Origin of the sequence: Streptomyces adustus (assembly GCF_009377175.1) — a bacterium.
Lineage (GTDB): Bacteria > Actinomycetota > Actinomycetes > Streptomycetales > Streptomycetaceae > Streptomyces > Streptomyces adustus.
In genome coordinates, this window is record NZ_VJZD01000036.1 from 25,448 (window position 1) to 43,527 (window position 18,080).

The 18,080-nt window shown below is 70.7% G+C and carries 18 protein-coding genes; 4 read left to right on the forward strand and 14 right to left on the reverse strand.

Translation table 11 applies throughout. The annotated features are described in order from the left end of the window. Positions 1-88: 88 nt before the first annotated feature. Positions 89-2,140, reverse strand: a complete 2,052-nt coding sequence (locus FNH09_RS11940) for an amino acid permease (protein WP_162468442.1) — start codon at positions 2,138-2,140, stop codon at positions 89-91. Positions 2,141-2,589: 449 nt separating this feature from the next. Between FNH09_RS11940 and FNH09_RS11945 the strand changes: the two genes are divergently transcribed. Both FNH09_RS11945 and FNH09_RS11950 read left to right on the forward strand, forming a co-directional pair. After that, positions 2,590-3,261 carry an NAD-binding protein gene (locus FNH09_RS11945; RefSeq protein ID WP_162468443.1) on the forward strand — a complete coding sequence of 224 codons (672 nt, stop codon included), beginning with the start codon at positions 2,590-2,592 and terminating at the stop codon, positions 3,259-3,261. After that, positions 3,258-3,935, forward strand: a complete 678-nt coding sequence (locus tag FNH09_RS11950) for a potassium channel family protein (protein WP_152886953.1) — start codon at positions 3,258-3,260, stop codon at positions 3,933-3,935. Before FNH09_RS11945 ends, FNH09_RS11950 begins: the two co-directional genes overlap by 4 nt. Before the next feature lie 73 nt (positions 3,936-4,008). Here FNH09_RS11950 and FNH09_RS11955 read toward each other — a convergent pair whose 3' ends face one another. The 8 genes from FNH09_RS11955 to FNH09_RS11990 form a co-directional block, all read right to left on the reverse strand. Next, positions 4,009-4,770, reverse strand: a complete 762-nt coding sequence (locus tag FNH09_RS11955) for a DUF3159 domain-containing protein (RefSeq protein ID WP_162468444.1) — start codon at positions 4,768-4,770, stop codon at positions 4,009-4,011. A gap of 3 nt (positions 4,771-4,773) precedes the next feature. Next, positions 4,774-5,172: an OB-fold nucleic acid binding domain-containing protein gene (locus FNH09_RS11960; RefSeq protein WP_152886954.1), complete on the reverse strand. Its 399-nt coding sequence runs from the start codon at positions 5,170-5,172 to the stop codon at positions 4,774-4,776. A gap of 75 nt (positions 5,173-5,247) precedes the next feature. Further along, a complete protein-coding gene (locus tag FNH09_RS11965; protein ID WP_152886956.1) occupies positions 5,248-5,931 on the reverse strand; it encodes a response regulator in 684 nt (227 codons plus the stop codon). Then, complete coding sequence (locus FNH09_RS11970; protein WP_152886958.1) at positions 5,928-8,540, reverse strand: sensor histidine kinase; 2,613 nt, start codon at positions 8,538-8,540, stop codon at positions 5,928-5,930. The genes FNH09_RS11965 and FNH09_RS11970 overlap by 4 nt, the downstream gene beginning before the upstream one ends. A gap of 202 nt (positions 8,541-8,742) precedes the next feature. Beyond that, positions 8,743-9,921, reverse strand: coding sequence for an alginate lyase family protein (locus FNH09_RS11975; protein WP_152886960.1), 1,179 nt, complete (start codon positions 9,919-9,921; stop codon positions 8,743-8,745). Between the two features lie 195 nt (positions 9,922-10,116). Continuing rightward, the gene (locus FNH09_RS11980) at positions 10,117-10,878 is read right to left on the reverse strand and encodes a DUF3710 domain-containing protein (RefSeq protein WP_162468445.1); all 762 of its coding nucleotides are present in this window, start codon (positions 10,876-10,878) and stop codon (positions 10,117-10,119) included. A gap of 1 nt (position 10,879) precedes the next feature. Then, complete coding sequence (gene dut, locus FNH09_RS11985) at positions 10,880-11,440, reverse strand: dUTP diphosphatase (protein ID WP_338017544.1); 561 nt, start codon at positions 11,438-11,440, stop codon at positions 10,880-10,882. Beyond that, positions 11,437-12,021, reverse strand: coding sequence for a hotdog domain-containing protein (locus tag FNH09_RS11990; protein WP_162468446.1), 585 nt, complete (start codon positions 12,019-12,021; stop codon positions 11,437-11,439). The genes dut and FNH09_RS11990 overlap by 4 nt, the downstream gene beginning before the upstream one ends. A gap of 58 nt (positions 12,022-12,079) precedes the next feature. Here FNH09_RS11990 and FNH09_RS11995 point away from each other — a divergent pair, with 58 nt between their 5' ends. Beyond that, positions 12,080-12,544, forward strand: a complete 465-nt coding sequence (locus FNH09_RS11995; RefSeq protein WP_152886967.1) for a DUF3093 domain-containing protein — start codon at positions 12,080-12,082, stop codon at positions 12,542-12,544. 462 nt (positions 12,545-13,006) lie between these two features. On the opposite strand, the gene FNH09_RS12000 is transcribed toward FNH09_RS11995, so the two are convergent. The 4 genes from FNH09_RS12000 to FNH09_RS12015 all read right to left on the reverse strand — a co-directional run bounded on the left by FNH09_RS12000 (position 13,007) and on the right by FNH09_RS12015 (position 16,544). After that, the gene (locus FNH09_RS12000; protein ID WP_162468447.1) at positions 13,007-13,945 is read right to left on the reverse strand and encodes a hypothetical protein; all 939 of its coding nucleotides are present in this window, start codon (positions 13,943-13,945) and stop codon (positions 13,007-13,009) included. A gap of 13 nt (positions 13,946-13,958) precedes the next feature. Then, positions 13,959-14,255, reverse strand: coding sequence for a DUF4193 domain-containing protein (locus FNH09_RS12005; RefSeq protein WP_003993510.1), 297 nt, complete (start codon positions 14,253-14,255; stop codon positions 13,959-13,961). 396 nt (positions 14,256-14,651) lie between these two features. Further along, positions 14,652-15,884 (reverse strand): ATP-binding protein, encoded by a 1,233-nt coding sequence (locus FNH09_RS12010; protein WP_162468448.1) that lies wholly within the window; start codon positions 15,882-15,884, stop codon positions 14,652-14,654. A gap of 6 nt (positions 15,885-15,890) precedes the next feature. Continuing rightward, positions 15,891-16,544: a response regulator transcription factor gene (locus FNH09_RS12015; protein ID WP_009340866.1), complete on the reverse strand. Its 654-nt coding sequence runs from the start codon at positions 16,542-16,544 to the stop codon at positions 15,891-15,893. A gap of 414 nt (positions 16,545-16,958) precedes the next feature. Between FNH09_RS12015 and FNH09_RS47615 the strand changes: the two genes are divergently transcribed. Next, positions 16,959-17,132, forward strand: coding sequence for a hypothetical protein (locus tag FNH09_RS47615; RefSeq protein WP_202919649.1), 174 nt, complete (start codon positions 16,959-16,961; stop codon positions 17,130-17,132). A 131-nt stretch (positions 17,133-17,263) separates the two neighbouring features. Here the strand turns inward: FNH09_RS47615 and FNH09_RS12020 are convergent, their stop codons facing one another. Then, a complete protein-coding gene (locus tag FNH09_RS12020; protein ID WP_162468449.1) occupies positions 17,264-18,079 on the reverse strand; it encodes an inositol monophosphatase family protein in 816 nt (271 codons plus the stop codon). Position 18,080: the final 1 nt, after the last annotated feature.

Here is an 18,080-nt window from a genome sequence, read left to right on the forward strand (position 1 = left end):
AGGAACGGCCGGACAACAGCCCACCAGTCTACGTGGGTGTCGTCCGGCCGCTCACCACGAGGCGCACACCGGTCGCCCGGCCGCCCGGTCAGCTCTCGGCCGTCGTGGACTCCTTCTGGCGCTCCTCCGCCGGACCGCGCCGGACCGCGCCGGGAGCGTTCCAGTCCTGGCGCTTGCGGGCCCGGTTGCGGGCCGCCTCGGAGGACTCCAACTGGTACGGCACCGAGGTCACCATGATGCCCGGCGTGAACAGCAGGCGGCCCTTGAGCCGCAGCGCGCTCTGGTTGTGCAGCAGGTGCTCGTACCAGTGGCCGACCACGTACTCGGGGATGATCACGGAGACCACGTCGCGCGGGGACTCCTTGCGCAGGCCCTTGACGTACTCGATGATCGGCCGCGTGATCTCGCGGTACGGCGAGTCGAGCACCTTCAGCGGTACGTCGATGCCGCGCCGCTCCCACTCCTCGCGCAGCGCCTTGGTCTCCGCCGGGTCGACGTTGACGGTGAGCGCCTCCAGGGTGTTGGAGCGCATCAGCTTGGCGTAGGCAAGGGCACGCAGGGTGGGGCGGTGGATCTTGGAGATCAGCACGACCGAGTGCACCCGGGACGGCCGCAGGCTGTCGTCGCTCGGGCCCTCCGGGGCCGCGATCTCCTCGGCCACCCGGTCGTAGTGGCGACGGATGGACGTCATCGTCACGAAGAAGATGAACATGCCGAGCAGGGCGACCCAGGCACCGTGCGTGAACTTGGTGACGAGGACGACGACCAGGACCAGGCCGGTGAAGAACGCGCCGAAGGTGTTGATGGCGCGCGAGCGGAGCATGTGACGGCGCTCGTCGGGGTTCCGCTCGGTGGCCAGGTGGCGGTTCCAGTGCCGGACCATGCCGATCTGGCTGAGCGTGAAGGACACGAACACGCCGACGATGTACAGCTGGATCAGCCGGGTGGAGTCGGCGCCGTAGATGACGACCAGGAGGCTCGCCGCGCCGGCCAGCAGCACGATGCCGTTGGAGAAGGCCAGGCGGTCGCCGCGGGTGTGCAGCTGGCGCGGGAGGTAGCGGTCCTGGGCGAGGATCGAGCCGAGCAGCGGGAAGCCGTTGTAGGCGGTGTTCGCGGCCAGGAACAGCACCAGGGCGGTCGCCGCGGCCAGCACGATGAACAGGAAGCTGCCCTTGCCGAACACGGCCTCGGCGACCTGGGAGATCACCGGGTTCTGTACGTAGCCGGAGCCGACCGGGACGCCGTTGTGGATCAGGTCGGTGGCCGGGTTCTCGGCCATCCGGACCTTGGTCGACATGGCCAGCGCGATGATGCCGCAGAACATGGTGACGGCGAGCAGACCCATCATGGCCAGCGTGGTCGCCGCGTTCTTCGACTTGGGCTTGCGGAACGCCGGGACACCGTTGGAGATCGCCTCGACGCCGGTGAGCGCGGCACAGCCGGAGGAGAAGGCGCGCAGCAGCAGGAAGACGAGCGCGAAGCCCGCGAGGCCCTGGTGCTCGGCCTTGATGTGGTAGTCGGCGGTCGGCGCGCTCATGGTGTCGCCGAGGACCAGACCGCGGAAGGCGCCCCAGGCGATCATGATGAAGACGCCGGCGACGAAGACGTACGTCGGGATCGCGAAGAGCGTGCCCGACTCCTTGACGCCGCGCAGGTTCATCAGCGTCAGCAGCACGATCACGGCGACCGCGCAGAACACCTTGTGCTCGACGACGAAGGGGACGGCGGAGCCGAGGTTCTCGATGCCGGAGGCGATGGACACCGCGACGGTGAGGACGTAGTCGACGAGCAGCGCGCTGGCGACCGTGAGACCCGCCCGTGGGCCGAGGTTGGTGGTCGCCACCTCGTAGTCGCCGCCGCCGCTGGGATAGGCGTGGACGTTCTGACGGTAGGAGGCGACCACGGTGAACATCAGCACGACGACCGCGACGGCGATCCAGGGGCTGAAGTGGTACGCCGACACGCCCGCGATGGACAGGACCAGCAGTACCTCTCCGGGCGCGTACGCGACGGAGGACAGCGGGTCGGAGGCGAAGACGGGGAGGGCGATGCGCTTCGGCAGCAGGGTTTCCCCGAGCCGATCACTGCGCAGTGCGCGCCCGATCAGGATCCGTTTGGGCACGTCGGTCAGTTTGGACACAACTGAGCATCGTAGGCCTTCGAACACAGACTCGCCCACCTGGCACCCGAGATATGCCTCACGGGTGAACTCGACGACTCGACGGGCCACTGATTCCGCAGGTGGCGCGGCCACCGTGCCTAGATGTCTGAACCCCTGCCGTAGCCGCCCCCGGAGGTTCCATGTCCACGACCGCAGAGCTGATCGGCGCCGCCGTGAGCCTTGTCGGCCTCGGATTCCTGACCCTGTGCAGCGTGCGCAGCATCACGCGCCGCTGAGCGCCGCCGACCGTCGCTCCAGGACGGCGGCGCAAGGACCGCAACGCGATGACTGCGCGGACGACACCGCGGGTAGGACCGCGGAGTGACTGCACAGGGGTGCCCTGCGCGCACCGCGCGTGTGTAGCTTGGGCGGCGGTCTGAGACCCTGTTCAAGCCATAGTCAACAACCCTTGACCCCGGAAGGACGTCGTGCACATCGTCATCATGGGCTGCGGCAGAGTGGGTTCCGCTCTCGCGCAGACCCTGGAGCAACAGGGGCATACGGTCGCTGTGATCGACCAGGACCCCACCGCCTTCCGACGACTGGGCTCCTCTTTCGGCGGCCGTCGGGTCACCGGCGTCGGCTTCGACCAGGACACCCTGCGCGAGGCCGGCATCGAGGAGGCCGGCGCGTTCGCCGCGGTGTCCAGCGGCGACAACTCGAACATCATCGCGGCCCGCGTGGCCCGCGAGATGTTCGGCATCGAGAACGTCGCGGCCCGTATCTACGACCCCCGGCGCGCCGAGGTCTACCAGCGTCTGGGCATTCCGACGGTCGCCACCGTCCGCTGGACGGCCGACCAGATGCTGCGCCGGCTGCTGCCGTCCGGCGCGGAGCCGCTGTGGCGCGACCCCACCGGCGGTGTGCAGCTCGCCGAGGTGCACGCCTCCAGCTCCTGGGTCGGTCACCGGATCAGTGAGCTCCAGGAGGAGACGGGCGTACGGGTGGCGTTCCTGACGCGCCTCGGGGAGGCGATCGTGCCGACCTCGCTGACCGTGCTCCAGGAGGGCGACCTGGTGCACGTGATGATGCGCACCGACGACGTCGAGAAGGTCGAGGCGGCGTTCGCCGAGGGCCCGAAGGAGGGCGGTCACCGATGAGGGTCGCCATTGCCGGTGCCGGTGCGGTCGGCCGTTCGATCGCGGGCGAGCTGCTGGAGAACGGCCACGAGGTCCTCCTCGTGGACAAGGCGCCGACCGCCATCTCGGTCGAGCGGGTCCCGCAGGCGGAGTGGCTGCTGGCCGACGCCTGCGAGATCACCTCGCTGGACGAGGCGGCGCTCCAGCGCTGCAACGTCGTGATCGCCGCGACGGGCGACGACAAGGTCAACCTGGTCGTCTCCCTGCTGGCGAAGACGGAATACGGCGTTCCGCGGGTGGTCGCCCGCGTCAACAACCCGAAGAACGAATGGCTCTTCAACGAGTCGTGGGGCGTTGACGTGGCCGTCTCCACCCCCCGCCTGATGTCGGCCCTGGTCGAGGAGGCGGTGAGCGTCGGCGACCTGGTCCGGCTGCTGCGCTTCAGCCACGGCGACGCCAACCTCGTCGAGCTGACCCTGCCGGAGGAGTCGGCCCTGGCCGGCACCCAGGTCGGCGATGTGGAGTGGCCGGAGGACACCTCGCTGGTCACCATCATCCGCGGCAACCGCGTCCTCACCCCGACCCAGGAGGACTCCCTGGAGGCGGGTGACGAACTGCTGTTCGTGGCCGCGCAGGCCCGCGAGGAGCAGCTGGAGGACCTGCTGTCGGTGCGCCGCGACGGCACCTCGGACTAGCGCCTCGGGTCTACGACGATGGGGGCGCCCGGAGATCTCCGGGCGCCCCCATCGTCGTACTCACGTCGTCGGCCTAGCGGCGGTGGCGTCCGCCCGTGGCCTCGCCGCGTTCCGCGGCCTCGGCGGCGAGCGCGGCCTTGCGCTCCTCCTCGGCCTTCTCCTCCGCCTCCATCTCGGCGAAGACGTCGATCGGCGCAGGTGCCTTCGCCAGGAAGACCCAGGTGAGCCAGACGGCCAGCAGGAAGGGCGGGATCTTCAGGGCGACCAGCACCCAGCCGAGCTGGGCGGTGTTCGCCCACCAGTACAGCGGGAAGAGGACCGCGCACTTGGCGAGCAGGATCAGGCCCCACGCCCAGCTGGCCTTGGCGTACGCCTTCTTGCGGCCGGGGTTGCGGGTCCGCCAGGAGAGGTTCTCCTTGAAGACCGGGCCGAGGATCAGGCCGATCAGCGGGACACCGCACAGCGTGGTGATGATGTACGCCAGGGCCAGGCCCAGCGTGTAGAGCATGCCGGGGAGGTAGAAGTCCTTGGCATTGCCCGTCATCATCGCGAACACGACTCCGAAGGCGACGCCGAAGACACCGCTGAAGGCGTGCTTGACGGTGTCCTTCATCACCAGCCGGACGACGACCAGGACCAGCGACACCACCAGCGCGGCGATGGCCGACCAGTGCAGGTCCTTGTTGATCGTGAAGATGGTGACGAAGAGCAGGCCGGGCAGCACCGTCTCGACCATGCCCCGCACCCCGCCGAACGCCTCGAAGAGCGCGGCTTCGGTCACCGCCCGGGCGTCGTCCTGCTGAGTGTCCTGGGTCGGCTTGTCGAGCGACGTCACCGGCTACTCCCGTCCGAGGGGTCTCAGTTCGTACTTGGGATTGAAAAGCACCCGCCGGCCCCGGCTCATCGAGATCCGGCCCGACGCGATCAGTCTGCGCCCGGGTTCGATGCCCACGATGGAACGCCTGCCGAGCCAGACCACGTCCAGCGCCGCGGAGCCGTCGAACAACTCGGCTTCCAGGGCCGGGACTCCGGCTCGCGGCCGCAGGGTGACCGTGCGCAAGGTACCAGTAACCGTAACGATCTGCCGGTCCTGGCAGTCACCGATGCGGATGCAACCGGCGGTTTCGGCGTCCTCCCGCAGCTCCTCGGACTCCAGGTCCTCCTGTGACGAGGAGAGCCGGTCGAACATGCGCCGGAACCGGCCCACCGGTTTCTCGGAACGAGGAACAGCACTCATATCTGAAGCGTACCGGGGTGCCCTGCCAAGGACGTACCCGCGGTGACGGCGCCCGAACCGGCCCCGTGCTCCGGCTCACTTCTCGAACCGGTAGCCCATCCCCGCCTCCGTGATGAAGTGCCGCGGATGCGAGGGGTCCGCCTCCAGTTTGCGGCGCAACTGGGCCATGTACACCCGAAGGTAGTTCGTCTCGGTCCCGTAGGAGGGGCCCCAGACCTCCTGGAGGAGCTGCTTCTGGCTGACCAGCCGGCCGGTGTTGCGCACCAGCACCTCCAGCAGATGCCACTCGGTGGGCGTCAGGCGTACGTCCCTGCCGTCCCGGTTGACCTTCTTGGCGGCCAGGTCGACGGTGAAGCCCTCGGTCTCCACCAGCGCGTCGTCCTCGCCGGCCCCGACGGGTTCGGCCCGGCGGACCGCGGCCCGCAGCCGGGCCAGCAGCTCGTCCATGCCGAACGGCTTGGTGACGTAGTCGTCGGCGCCCGCGTCGAGCGCCTCGACCTTCTCGTCGGAGGAGTGGCGCGCGGACAGCACCAGGATCGGCACCCGGGTCCAGCCGCGCAGCCCCTTGATCACCTCGACGCCGTCCATGTCGGGCAGGCCGAGGTCGAGGACGACCACGTCCGGGTGACGGGCCGCGGCGAGCTGGAGCGCGGTGGCGCCGTCGTAGGCGGCGTCGACCTCGTACTTGCGGGCCCTGAGATTGATCACGAGGGCGCGGACGATCTGCGGCTCGTCGTCGATCACGAGCACCCGGGTCATCTGACCTGCCTTTGCGGTTCTACGGGCCGTAGTGGTTGCACGGGCCCTTCTGGTTGCACGGGACTTTGTGACCGTGCGGGCCGGACGGGATCGGCAGGCGCGGGTTCGGGGCCCGCTCCCGCCGCGCGCAGGGTGAGGACCATGGTGAGGCCGCCACCGGGGGTGTCCTCGGCGGCGAGCGTGCCGCCCATCGCCTCGGCGAAGCCGCGCGCGACCGCGAGGCCGAGGCCGACACCGGCGCCGCGCGGGGCGTCGCCGTAGCGCTGGAAGGGCTCGAAGATGCGTTCCTTCGCCTCGTCCGGGACGCCCGGCCCGCGGTCCACCACCCGCACCTCGACCCGGTCCGCGATGGCGCTGGCGGCCACCAGGACGCGCGCGCCACGCGGGCTGTACTTGACCGCGTTCTCGACCAGGTTGGCCACCACGCGCTCCAGCAGCCCGGCGTCGACCGCGGCCATGGGCAGGGTCTCGGGGACGTCCAGCTCGACGCTGTCCTCGGGAACGCCGCCGAGCGCCATCGGCACGACCTCGTCGATGTCCGTCTCGCGGATGATCGTGGCGACCGTGCCGGTCTGGAGGCGGGACATGTCGAGCAGATTGCCGACCAGGTGGTCCAGGCGGTCGGCGCCCTCCTCGATGCCCGCCAGCAGCTCGGCCCGGTCCTCCTCGGACCACTCGACGTCCTCCGAACGCAGGGACGACACCGACGCCTTGATCCCGGCGAGCGGAGTGCGCAGGTCGTGGCTGACGGCGGCCAGCAGCGCGGTGCGGATGCGGTTGCCCTCGGCCAGCGCGCGGGCCCGGTCGGCCTCCTCCCGCAGCCGCCGCCGGTCCAGGACGACGGCGGACTGGGCCGCGAACGCGGCCAGCACCCGGCGGTCCTCGGCGGGCAGCACCCGCCCGGTGAGCGCCAGCGCCATGTGGTCCCCGACCGGCATGTCCACGTCGGCGTCCTCGGGCCGCTCCAGCGGCCGACCGAGTCCCACGCTCCCCGCGCAGGTCCACGGCGCCACGTCGCTCTCCCGTTCCAGCAGCGCCGCCGACTCCATGCCGAAGGTCTCGCGCACCCGCTCCAGCAGCGCCTCCAGGCTGGTCTCGCCGCGCAGCACGTCGCCCGCGAGGAAGGAGAGGATCTCCGACTCCACCCGCAGCCGGGCCGCCTGGTGGGTGCGCCGGGCGGCGAGGTCCACGACCGAGGCCACCGACACCGCGACCCCCACGAAGATCGCTATGGCCACGATGTTCTTCGGATCGGCGATCGTCAGCCGGTGCAGCGGGGGCGTGTAGTAGTAGTTCAGCAGGAACGATCCGACTGCCGCCGAGCCGAGCGCCGGGAGCAGCCCGCCGAGCAGGGCGGCCGCCACGGTCAGCGCCAGGAACAACAGCATGTCGTTGGCGAGGCCCAGGTCCACCGTGTTCAGCAGCAGCGCCAGGATCACCGGGCCCACCACGCCGACGAGCCAGCCCCAGATGATCCGGACCCGCCCCAGCCGAGCGCCCCGGGCGGCCGGCAGCCCGCGCCCCTTGCCCGCCTCGCCATGGGTGATCAGGTGGATGTCGAGGTCGGGCCCCGACTCCCGGGCCACGGTCGCCCCCACGCCCGGCCCGAAGACGTACTGCCAGCTCTTGCGGCGCGAGACGCCGAGCAGGATCTGGGTGGCGTTGACCCCGCGGGCGAAGGCCAGCAGGGCCGCCGGTATGTCGTCGCCGACCACGTGGTGGAAGGTGCCGCCCAGATCCTCGACCAGGGTCCGCTGGACGGTCAGCTCCTTCGGCGAGGCCGAGGTCAGCCCGTCGCTGCGGGCGATGTAGACGGCCAGCACCTCGCCGCCCGCGCCCTTCTCGGCCAGCCGTGCGGCCCGCCGGATCAGCGTCCGGCCCTCCGGGCCACCGGTCAGACCGACCACGATCCGCTCGCGTGAACCCCATATCGTCGAGACCCGGTGCTCGCTGCGGTACTGCTGGAGGTACTCGTCGACCCGGTCCGCCACCCAGAGCAGAGCCAGCTCCCGCAGGGCGGTCAGGTTCCCGGGCCGGAAGTAGTTCGACAGGGCCGCGTCGACCTTGTCCGGCTGGTAGATGTTGCCGTGCGCCATCCGGCGGCGCAGCGCCTGCGGCGACATGTCGACCAGCTCGATCTGGTCGGCCCGGCGCACCACCTCGTCCGGCACGGTCTCGCGCTGGCGCACCCCCGTGATGGACTCCACCACGTCGCCCAGCGACTCCAGGTGCTGGATGTTCACCGTCGAGACCACGTCGATGCCCGCGGCGAGCAGTTCCTCCACGTCCTGCCAGCGCTTGGCGTTGCGGGAGCCCGGGACGTTGGTGTGGGCCAGTTCGTCCACCAGGGCGACGGCGGGCGCGCGCCGGAGCACCGCGTCCACGTCCATCTCGGTGAAGACCGCGTCCCGGTGGTCGAGCTCCTGGCGCGGGACCAGCTCCAGGCCGTGCAGCATCACCTCGGTGCGCGGCCGGTCGTGATGCTCGACGAACCCCACCACGCAGTCGGTGCCGCGCTCCACCCGCCGATGCGCCTCGGACAGCATCGCGTACGTCTTGCCGACACCCGGTGCCGCACCGAGATAGATCCGAAGCTTGCCGCGTGCCATGGCCCCATTGTCTTCCCGTGCCGCCTGCGTGCGCAGCGTCGACCTTACGGCCGACCAGGGCGGCAAAACGGTCGAGAAAGGGGGATGGAGGTCGTCCTTGACACAACCCTGACGCGTCCGGCGCGGGGCCGGCGCGGCCGTGGCCGCGCCGGCCCCCGGGGTGCGCGGCTCGGCCGGCGTCGTCCCCGTGGGTGCGCGTGGCTCAGCCCGCGTTGTCCCCGTGGGTGAGGGTCTCCCAGGCGACGAACAGGTTGTTGCTGCCGGCGGGACGGTTCTGGAGGGTGAGTGCCTGGGTGTTGGTCATCGCGATGCCCAGCCGGTTGTGCAGGGCGTTGTAGCCGACCTCGGTGACGGGACCGAGCCCGAGGTTCAGCGTGCCGCCGCACAGCCAGCTCGGGACGGCGGTGCCGAGCTGGTACTTGGACTGGAAGCCGAGCGCCTGCCGCAGCCGCTCGCCGACGTCGGTCCCGTACAGGTCCTGGCCCTGGATACGGCTGGTCTCGGCGATGTGCGAGATGGACGAGATGCCGTACCCGGTGTGGGTGAAGTCGCGGCAGGTCTCCTGGGTGAGACCGGTGACGAAGGTGGACTGGCCCTGCCAGTAAGCGACGATCTTCGCCGTGGTGTCGAGGTTCTGGCTGGGTACGGTCTTCGGCACCGCGCCGTCGGAGGCCAGGTAGACGTACGCGGCGGTACGGGTCCGGAACTTCGCCATGGCCTTGTCGTACGACGTCCGGTCCTCCAGGAAGACGGAGATGCCGACGGCGGCCTCCATCATGGTCAGTTCCCAGTTGCCGTTGGAGTTGGAACCGTTGATGACCTCGGGGAGGTAGACGTCGCGGAGCATGGTCGCGAAGCGGCCGGAGTTGGCCCAGGTCCCGGTGTACGTGTACTTGACGATCTCCGCGGCCTTGACCCAGGAGGAACCGGCCCAGCCGGTCTGGAGGGGCGCGTTGCTGTTGGTGTGGTCCTTGATCACCGCGGACCACGCGTCCATGAGCGCGATGGACTTCTGTGCGTAGCGGCTGTCCCGGGTGATGTACCAGGCGAGGGCGTCGGTGTACGCGGCGATCGCGTCCTCGCGCTCGTCGGTGCAGCCGTAGTTGGGGTTGGAGTACGAACCGCACTCGACGGTCGCGCGCGGCGCCGGGGTGCGGTTGAGGTCGGCGTACTTGCTCGCCAGCATCTGGTCGAAGGCGCCCTTCCAGGGCTGGGCACCGGCCTGGACCTGGGTCCGGGCCAGGTCCAGCTGCCCCCTGGAGACGGTGACACCTGGGTGGACGAAGGTGGCCGGGGCGGCCTGGGCCTGGCGGGCGGCGGGCCAGACTAAGGCGCCCGCGACCAGGGCGGTGACGGCGGCGAGGAGTGCGGTACGGCGCATGGTGGGGGGCCATCCGTTCTTGTATGTGAACGATGAGCGCCTGTATGAACAAGGCGCTGCGCCGAGACCATAGGTACAGACCAACCGTCCGTCAAGGTGTCACGCACATGACGAACGGCCGGCATGACGAAGGGCCGTACCCCGGCGGGGTACGGCCCTTCGTGTGCGACTGTGGTCAGCCGTGTACGGCTGTGCTCAGCGGACCTCGGTGATCTCCGGTCCGCGCTGGAGCTGGCCCATGCCGCCGGAGAAGCGCGAACCGGCCTCCTCCTGCTGGACGCCCTCGGGCACCATCTGGGCGTCGTTCGGCAGCTTCAGGACGATCGGGTCACGGGGGGCCATCGGGCCTTCGCCCCGCACCACGACGGTGTCCCGGAAGATCTGCTCCAGCAGACCGGCCGCCTGCGGCTGCACCGCGCCCTGGCCCGAGATGACCCCGCGCAGGAACCAGCGGGGGCCGTCCACACCGACGAAGCGCACGACCTGGAAGCCGCCCGTGCCGTCGGGCAGCTGCACCGGCACCTGGGCCCGCAGCTCCCAGCCCAGCGGACCCTCGACCTCGTCGACGATGCCGCCCTGCTGGGTGATGCCCGAGCCGATCTCCTCGCGCACCTCGCTCCAGATGCCCTCGCGCTTGGGAGCGGCGAAGGCCTGGAGCTGGATGGCGCTGTCGTGCAGCACGACGGTGGCGGCGACGATCGCGTCACCGGCCACCTCGACCCGCAGCTCCATGCCGTCGACGCCCGGCACGAACAGACCGCCGAGGTCCACCCGGCCCTCGCCCGGCTCGCGCACCTCGGTGTCGTCCCAGGGCCCGTCGGGCCGCGGCTCGGGTTCGAGCCGCACGCGCTCGCGCGCGCCCTCTACGTCCGCCTCGGTGTCGACGCTGTCGACGACCTGCTCGGCCTCGCCGGCCGCGCCGTCGGCGGCATCCCTCTTCTTGCGACGTCCGAACACGTCACTGTCCTTCCCGGTCGGATACGACCGAAGCGTATCTATACCCACCCGTTGCGCCGCCGTCGGCGGCCTGATCGCTTGTGCCGCTCGCGCCGCCCACCGCGGCATGGCCGCCGGTGGACCCGAAGCCCCCCTCGGCCCGTACCGAGTCGGGAAGCTCCGCGACCTCCTGGAAGCGAACCCTCTCGACCTGCTGGACTACCAGTTGGGCAATCCGGTCGAAGCGCTCGAACCGCACCGACTCGCGCGGATCGAGATTCACCACGATCACCTTGATCTCCCCACGGTACCCGGCATCAACCGTCCCCGGGGCATTCACCAGGGCGACGCCGCAACGGGCGGCGAGCCCGGACCTCGGGTGCACGAAGGCCGCGTACCCCTCCGGGAGGGCGATCGACACCCCGGTGGGCAGCACCGCCCGCTCCCCCGGCGCCAGCTCGCAGCCCTCGGTGGTCCGCAGATCGGCGCCGGCGTCGCCGGGCTGTGCGTACGAGGGAAGCGGCACCTCGGGGTCGACGCGCCGGATCAGCACGTCCAGCGGGGCACGGTCGGCGGGGCTCACGGGTTCACCTCGAAGGCGCGGGCGCGGCGGATCTGGTCCGGGTCGCTCATGGCGGCCTGGATCTCCTCCTCGCGGCCGTGCCGGACGAAGTGCTCGACCGCGACCTCGACGAAAAGGGCGTCGGCGCGGACGGCGACGGGGCCCTCCGGGCCGCCGATGCGTCCGGTGGCCGTCGAGTAGATCTTCCGTCCGGCCACCGCGGTCACCTCGCCCTCCAGGTACAGCGTCGTCCCCACCGGCACGGGCCGCACGAAGTCGGTCTCCAGCCGTCCGGTCACCGCGACGGTCCGCAGCAGCCAGCTCAGCGAGCCGAGGGTCTCGTCGAGCGCGGTCGCGAGCACACCGCCGTGCGCGAGTCCGGGGGCGCCCTGGTGGGCGGGCTGCACGGTGAACTCGGCGGTGACGGTGACACCCGTACCGGCCCGCGCCTGGAGGTGCAGCCCGTGGTGCTGCTCTCCGCCACATCCGAAACACTGTTCGTAGTGGGCACCGAGAAGCTCGCCGGGTGCGGGAGCGTCGGGGTGTCGCACCGGTTTCACGGCGTCGCCGGGAGGCTGAAGAGCTGGGGAAGTACCACTCACAGGCGCAGACCTTACCCGCGCGTCGGCCGTATCCGGACACCGTGCCAAGCTTGGCTCCATGCAGCACTCCGCCACCCCGTACGAAGAACGCCTGACCGCCCCCCGCTCGTGGTGGCTGATCTCGTTTCTGGTGGGCGTCGCCTGCGCCCTGGTCCTGCTCCCGTTCGGCACCCTGCCGATGCTCGGCGGCCTGGTCGGCGGCACCGCGGCCGCGGCCGTCACGGCCAGCTCCTACGGCTCGCCGCGCATCCGCGTGGTCGGGGACTCCCTGATCGCCGGCGAGGCGAAGATCCCCGTCTCGGCGCTCGGCGAGGCGGAGGTCCTGGACGCCGAGGAGGCCCGCGCCTGGCGCACCTACAAGGCCGATGTGCGCGCCTTCCTCCTGCTGCGCTCCTACATCCCCACGGCGCTGCGCGTGGAGGTCACGGACCCGCAGGACCCGACGCCGTACCTGTACCTGTCGACCCGGGAGCCGGAACGCCTGGCGGAGGCCCTCAAGGCCGCCCGGACGGCCTCGGCGTAACGCCCCGGCACCGGTCGGCCCCGAGGGGGCCGCGGCGGCCGGAAGGCGCACTGGAAGGCCCGGGCGGGGCGCGCGAAGGCGGGCTCCGAGCGGGCCTTCCGAAGCTGCGCACGGGATACGAACCCGAAGCCCCCTGAGCAGCCCACGCGAGGCAGGCCGCAGGCTCCTGGAACCGGCCGAACCCGAAGCCCGAGAGGCTCCCACAGGGCCCACCTGAAGCGCCCCGAGCCGGCTCGTGGAAGGCGCACCCGAAGGACCCCGAGCGGCTCGCAGAAGGCGCGCCCCATGGGCCCCGAGCGGCTCGCGGGGGCCGGATCCGAAGGGCCCTGAAACGGCTGGGGAAGGTGGGCACGAAGGGCGCCGAAGCTGCTGCCGGGGGAAGGGCCGGAAGGCCCCTGTGCGACTGCCGGCAGGCGCCTGCGGGGTGCGGGAGGCGGCGTCACCCGCGGAGGGCGGCGCGTCTCACCGCCCCAGCTCCTTCGAGATGTCGCCCAGCCGCACCGGATCCGCCGGAGGCTCCAGCGGCGGCAGCTCGGCCAGCGCGTCCCAGGACACCTGCGACTTGCGCAGGTCCGCCCGGATCCGCGCGGCGAGTTTCTTCGTGTCACGGCGGTTCATGACCGCGCCGACCGCGGCTCCGACCATGAACGGCATCAGGTTCGGCAGGTTGCGCACCAGTCGCTTGGTGATCTGCTGCCGAAGCTCACGTTTCATCCGACCGCCCAGCGCCGCGTCGACCGTCGACGGCTTCCTCACGTCGATCCCGCGCTCGCCCGACCACGAGCGCAGATACGCGGTACTGCGGTCCCTGAGCTGTCCCGGCGGACGCAGGCCGTACACCTCGTGGAGCTCGGCGATCAGCTTGAGCTCGATCGCCGCGACCCCGGTGATCTCCGCGGCCAGCTCGGTGGGCATCGCGGGCGGTACGGGCAGCATCGCGGCCGCCCCGATGCCCGCACCCACGGTCGAGGTGGCGTTCGCGGCGCCCGCGACGAGCTTGTCCGCGAGCTGCTCGGGCCCGAGGTCCGGGAACTGTCTGCGGAGCGTCGCGAGGTCGCGCACGGGAATCCGCGGCGCGATCTCGATGATCCGGTCGACGAGGTACGCCAAGCCCGCCTTGGCGCCGCTCCCGGTCTTGCGGGCGCCGTCCGCGGCGAGGCCCACGGCCTTGTCGCGGATCGCCGCGGCCCGCCGCTTGGCGACGGGCGCGGGACTCTCCACCGGCGCCGGGAGGTCACCCCGGTCGCCTGCCGGTTCGAGCGAGGCCGAGCCGGACGACTCCTGTGTCGTACCGGATGAGCCCCGCTCGTCGTCACGCACGCCGTGAGGGCCGTCGGACGGCCCACGCCCCGCTCCCCGCAGGGGGAAGCGGCGCTTCCGAGGTGGGGTCGAGCCAGTCACGGCCGACCCGTCCTCAGTCGCAGTCGCGGCAGATCGGCTGGCCGTTCTTCTCGCGGGCCAGCTGGCTGCGGTGGTGCACCAGGAAGCAGCTCATGCAGGTGAACTCGTCCTGCTGCTTGGGCAGCACACGGACGGCCAACTCCTCGTTCGAGAGGTCGGCCCCGGGCAGTTCGAGGCCCTCGGCGGCCTCGAACTCGTCGACGTCGACGGCCGAAGCCGACTTGTCGTTCCGACGGGCCTTCAGTTCCTCAAGGCTGTCCGAGTCAACGTCGTCGTCGGTCTTGCGTGGGGTGTCGTAATCGGTTGCCATGGTCGCTCTCCCCCTCTGGGTGTTTGCGGTGTCTCCAGCGCACGTAACGCGTGAGAGGCCGGACTTGTGCCCGACCCGAGGCGGAGATTTTGCCTCACATCAAGGTCTGTTACTCAATCGACACCCAACCGGATCCCCCGAGAGTGATCGGCTTGGATGGCGATCGGGACCGTACACGGTCATGGCGCCGCTCTCCAAAGGCGCCTCACCGTGTACTTCCCGTGAGCACGGCACCGGAAAACCCGGATTTTACGGGCTTTGTGGCACCAGTTGTGATCACGGAGCGTGGACAGTCTGAATATCGCCCTTGTGATCGATCACACAGGGGACTGCCCGTCGGGTGTCCCGAAAATTCCGCTAAAAGCGAACAGTCCCGTGCGTGTCGGCGCCATGCTCTCAGATGGGCAGTGTGACGCGCATCACGAGTCCACCCCCCTCTCGCGGCTGGGCGGCGATATGCCCGCCGTGCGCCCGTGCGACGGACCGGGCGATGGACAGGCCCAGACCGACACCCTTGTCGCTGCCCGTACGCTCCGTGCGCAGCCGCCTGAACGGCTCGAACAGATTGTCGATCTCGTACGCCGGCACGACCGGTCCCGTGTTCGACACGACCAGGACCGCCTGACCGTGGGTGACCTCGGTGGTGACCTCGACCCAGCCACCCGAGGGCACGTTGTAGCGCACGGCGTTCTGCACCAGGTTCAGGGCGATCCGCTCCAGCAGTACGCCGTTGCCCTGGACGACGGCGGACTTGCGCTCGCCGCGGATCACCACGCCCTTGGCCTCCGCCTCCGCGTGCACCTGGTCGACCGCCTGCTCGGCGACCTCCGCGAGGTCCACCGGCTTGCGCTCGACGATCTGGTTGTCGCTGCGGGCGAGCAGCAGCAGGCCCTCCACGAGCTGCTCGCTGCGCTCGTTGGTGGCCAGCAGCGTCTTGCCGAGCTGCTGGAGCTCCACCGGCGCGGCCGGGTCGGACAGGTGCACCTCCAGGAGGGTGCGGTTGATCGCCAGCGGGGTGCGCAGTTCGTGGGAGGCGTTGCCGACGAAGCGCTGCTGGGCCGTGAAGGCCCGCTGGAGGCGCTCCAGCATGTCGTCGAAGGTGACGGCCAGTTCCTTCAGCTCGTCGTCCGGGCCGTCCAGCTCGATCCGACGGGACAGGTCCGAGCCCGCCACGGCGCGCGCGGTGCGGGTGATCCGGCCGAGCGGGGACAGCACCCGGCCGGCCATGGCGTAGCCGAAGGCGAAGGCGATGACCGCGAGGCCCAGCAGTGCCAGCAGGGAGCGGCTGAGCAGGTCGTCGAGGGCGTGCTGACGCTGCTGGTTGACACATTCGGCCATCGCGCGGTTGAGCTCGTCCGCCGAGGGACCCGAGGGGAACTTGCAGGAGTTGCTGCCGACCTGCCCGGAAATGATCTTGAAGGGGAGTTCGCTGCCGACGCTCAGCGCCTGTGCCGCGAGCAGATAGATGATCGACAGCAGCATGATGCCGGCGATCAGGAACATGCCGCCGTACAGCAGCGTCAGCCGTATCCGGATGGTCGGACGCAGCCAGGGGAAGGGGGGTTGCGGTCTTCTGGGGTCCCAGGTGGGCTTCGGAGGCGCTGCGGGCAATGCGGGATCGGTGGCCACAGTCGATCAGATCCTGTACCCGGAGCCGGGGACCGTGACGATGACGGGCGGCTCGCCCAGCTTGCGGCGCAGGGTCATGACCGTCACGCGCACCACGTTGGTGAACGGGTCGGTGTTCTCGTCCCAGGCCTTCTCCAGCAGCTGCTCGGCCGAGACCACCGCGCCCTCGGAGCGCATCAGCACCTCCAGGACGGCGAACTCCTTGGGCGCGAGCTGGACCTCCTTGCCGTCGCGGAAGACCTCGCGGCGGTTGGGGTCGAGCTTGATGCCCGCGCGCTCCAGGACGGGCGGCAGCGGCACGCTGGTGCGCCGGCCGAGGGCCCGCACCCGCGCGATGAGCTCACTGAACGCGAAGGGCTTGGGCAGGTAGTCGTCGGCGCCGATCTCCAGCCCCTCGACCCGGTCGCTGACGTCGCCGGACGCGGTGAGCATGAGCACGCGCGTGGGCAGGCCGAGCTCGACGAGCTTGCGGCACACGTCGTCGCCGTGCACCAGCGGGAGGTCGCGGTCGAGGACGACCACGTCGTAGTCGTTGACGCCGATGCGCTCCAGGGCGGCCGCGCCGTCGTACACGACGTCGACGGCCATGGCCTCCCGGCGCAGTCCGGTGGCCACCGCATCGGCGAGCAGCTGCTCGTCCTCGACGACGAGTACGCGCACGTCGCTTGTCCTTCCTGTGTCCACCCGCGTAGCCCCCTCGGGCGCACACGGGCAGGAGCCTTCGTGGATGTGGCTCCATCCTGCCCTTTTCGGCTGTAAGTCGGCGGTAAGGCGGGAGAGCGGGCACGGAAGTGCGGGCGATCGGCCCTGGAATGGCGGATTTTCTCGTCCGGTCGAGGTTTCCCCGGAAGGGAGTGCGGGGAGGACCGTTTACACCCCGCGATCACACTCTGCTTGTGCCGCAACACCATGCGGTACGTCGCTGTCCGCTTTTCCACAGAGTGGTCGTGGGTGTCCGGCACCGTGGCCGCCCGGCACAGGGCTGCGCCGGACATCCACAGGAGACGTGATCGCCCCTTCCCAACGGCACACCCCCGTGCCATCGACCCACGACCCTGGACGAGGGGGCGCAGCATGGACGCTTTCACCGCAGGACTTCTGCAGCGCATAAAGGCGACCGAGTCCGACCTGACGCGGGCTCGTGACGAGGGCGACGAATTCCTCGTCGAGGTGGAGCAGGGCGAGCTCGACGACCTGCACCGCCTCGCCGCCGAGCACGGCGTGGAAGTCGGCATGTCCGCCGTCTGATCGGTTCGTACGTACGACAGCGGGGCCCCGGGCGATCCAGTGCCGGGGCCCCGCTGTCGTACGTCGCACGGACTCCCGGGCGAACCGCTGTGCTCCCCGGGGTGCGCCGAGGACGCACCGGGGGACGGTGCTCAGTCGTGCCAGGCGCCGAAGTCCTCCAGGAGCCGCTGGAGGGGCTCGAAGACGCCGGGGCTGGCCGCCACCGTGAGGTCGCCCGAGGGGCCCTGGGAGGGGCGTCCGCCGGTCAGGGCGCCCGCCTCGCGGGCGATCAGGTCGCCCGCTCCGTAGTCCCAGGCGTGCAGTCCGCGTTCGTAGTAGCCGTCCAGCCGGCCCGCGGCGACGTCGCACAGGTCGACGGCGGCCGATCCGCTGCGCCGGATGTCCCGCAGCAGCGGAACGAGTTTCCGGGCGACCTCGGCCTGGTGGGTGCGGACCTCGGTGACGTAGTTGAAGCCGGTCGAGACCAGGGCCTGGTCCAGGGGCGGCGCGGGACGGCAGGTGAGCCTGCGTACACCGTCCCAGGCGCCGGTGGCCCAGGCTCCGCCGCCGCGGACCGCGTGACAGGTCTCCCCGCGCATCGGGGCCTCCACCACGCCGACGACCGTCTCGCCGTCCTGCTCGGCCGCGACCGACACGGCCCAGGTCGGCAGCCCGTAGAGGTAGTTCACCGTGCCGTCGAGGGGATCGATCACCCAGCGGACCCCGCTCGTGCCCTCGCTGGCGGCCCCCTCCTCGCCGAGGATGCCGTCGGCGGGGCGGCGGTCGGCGATGAGGCCGGTGATCAGCTTCTCCGCCGCGATGTCCATCTCGGTGACGACGTCGATCGGGCTCGACTTGGTGGCGGCGACCGCGAGGTCGGCGGGACGGCCGTCGCGCAGCAGCTCGCCCGCGCGGCGGGCCGCCTCGTGGGCGATGCCGAGCAGTTCGGTGTGCAGGGGGTCGGTCACG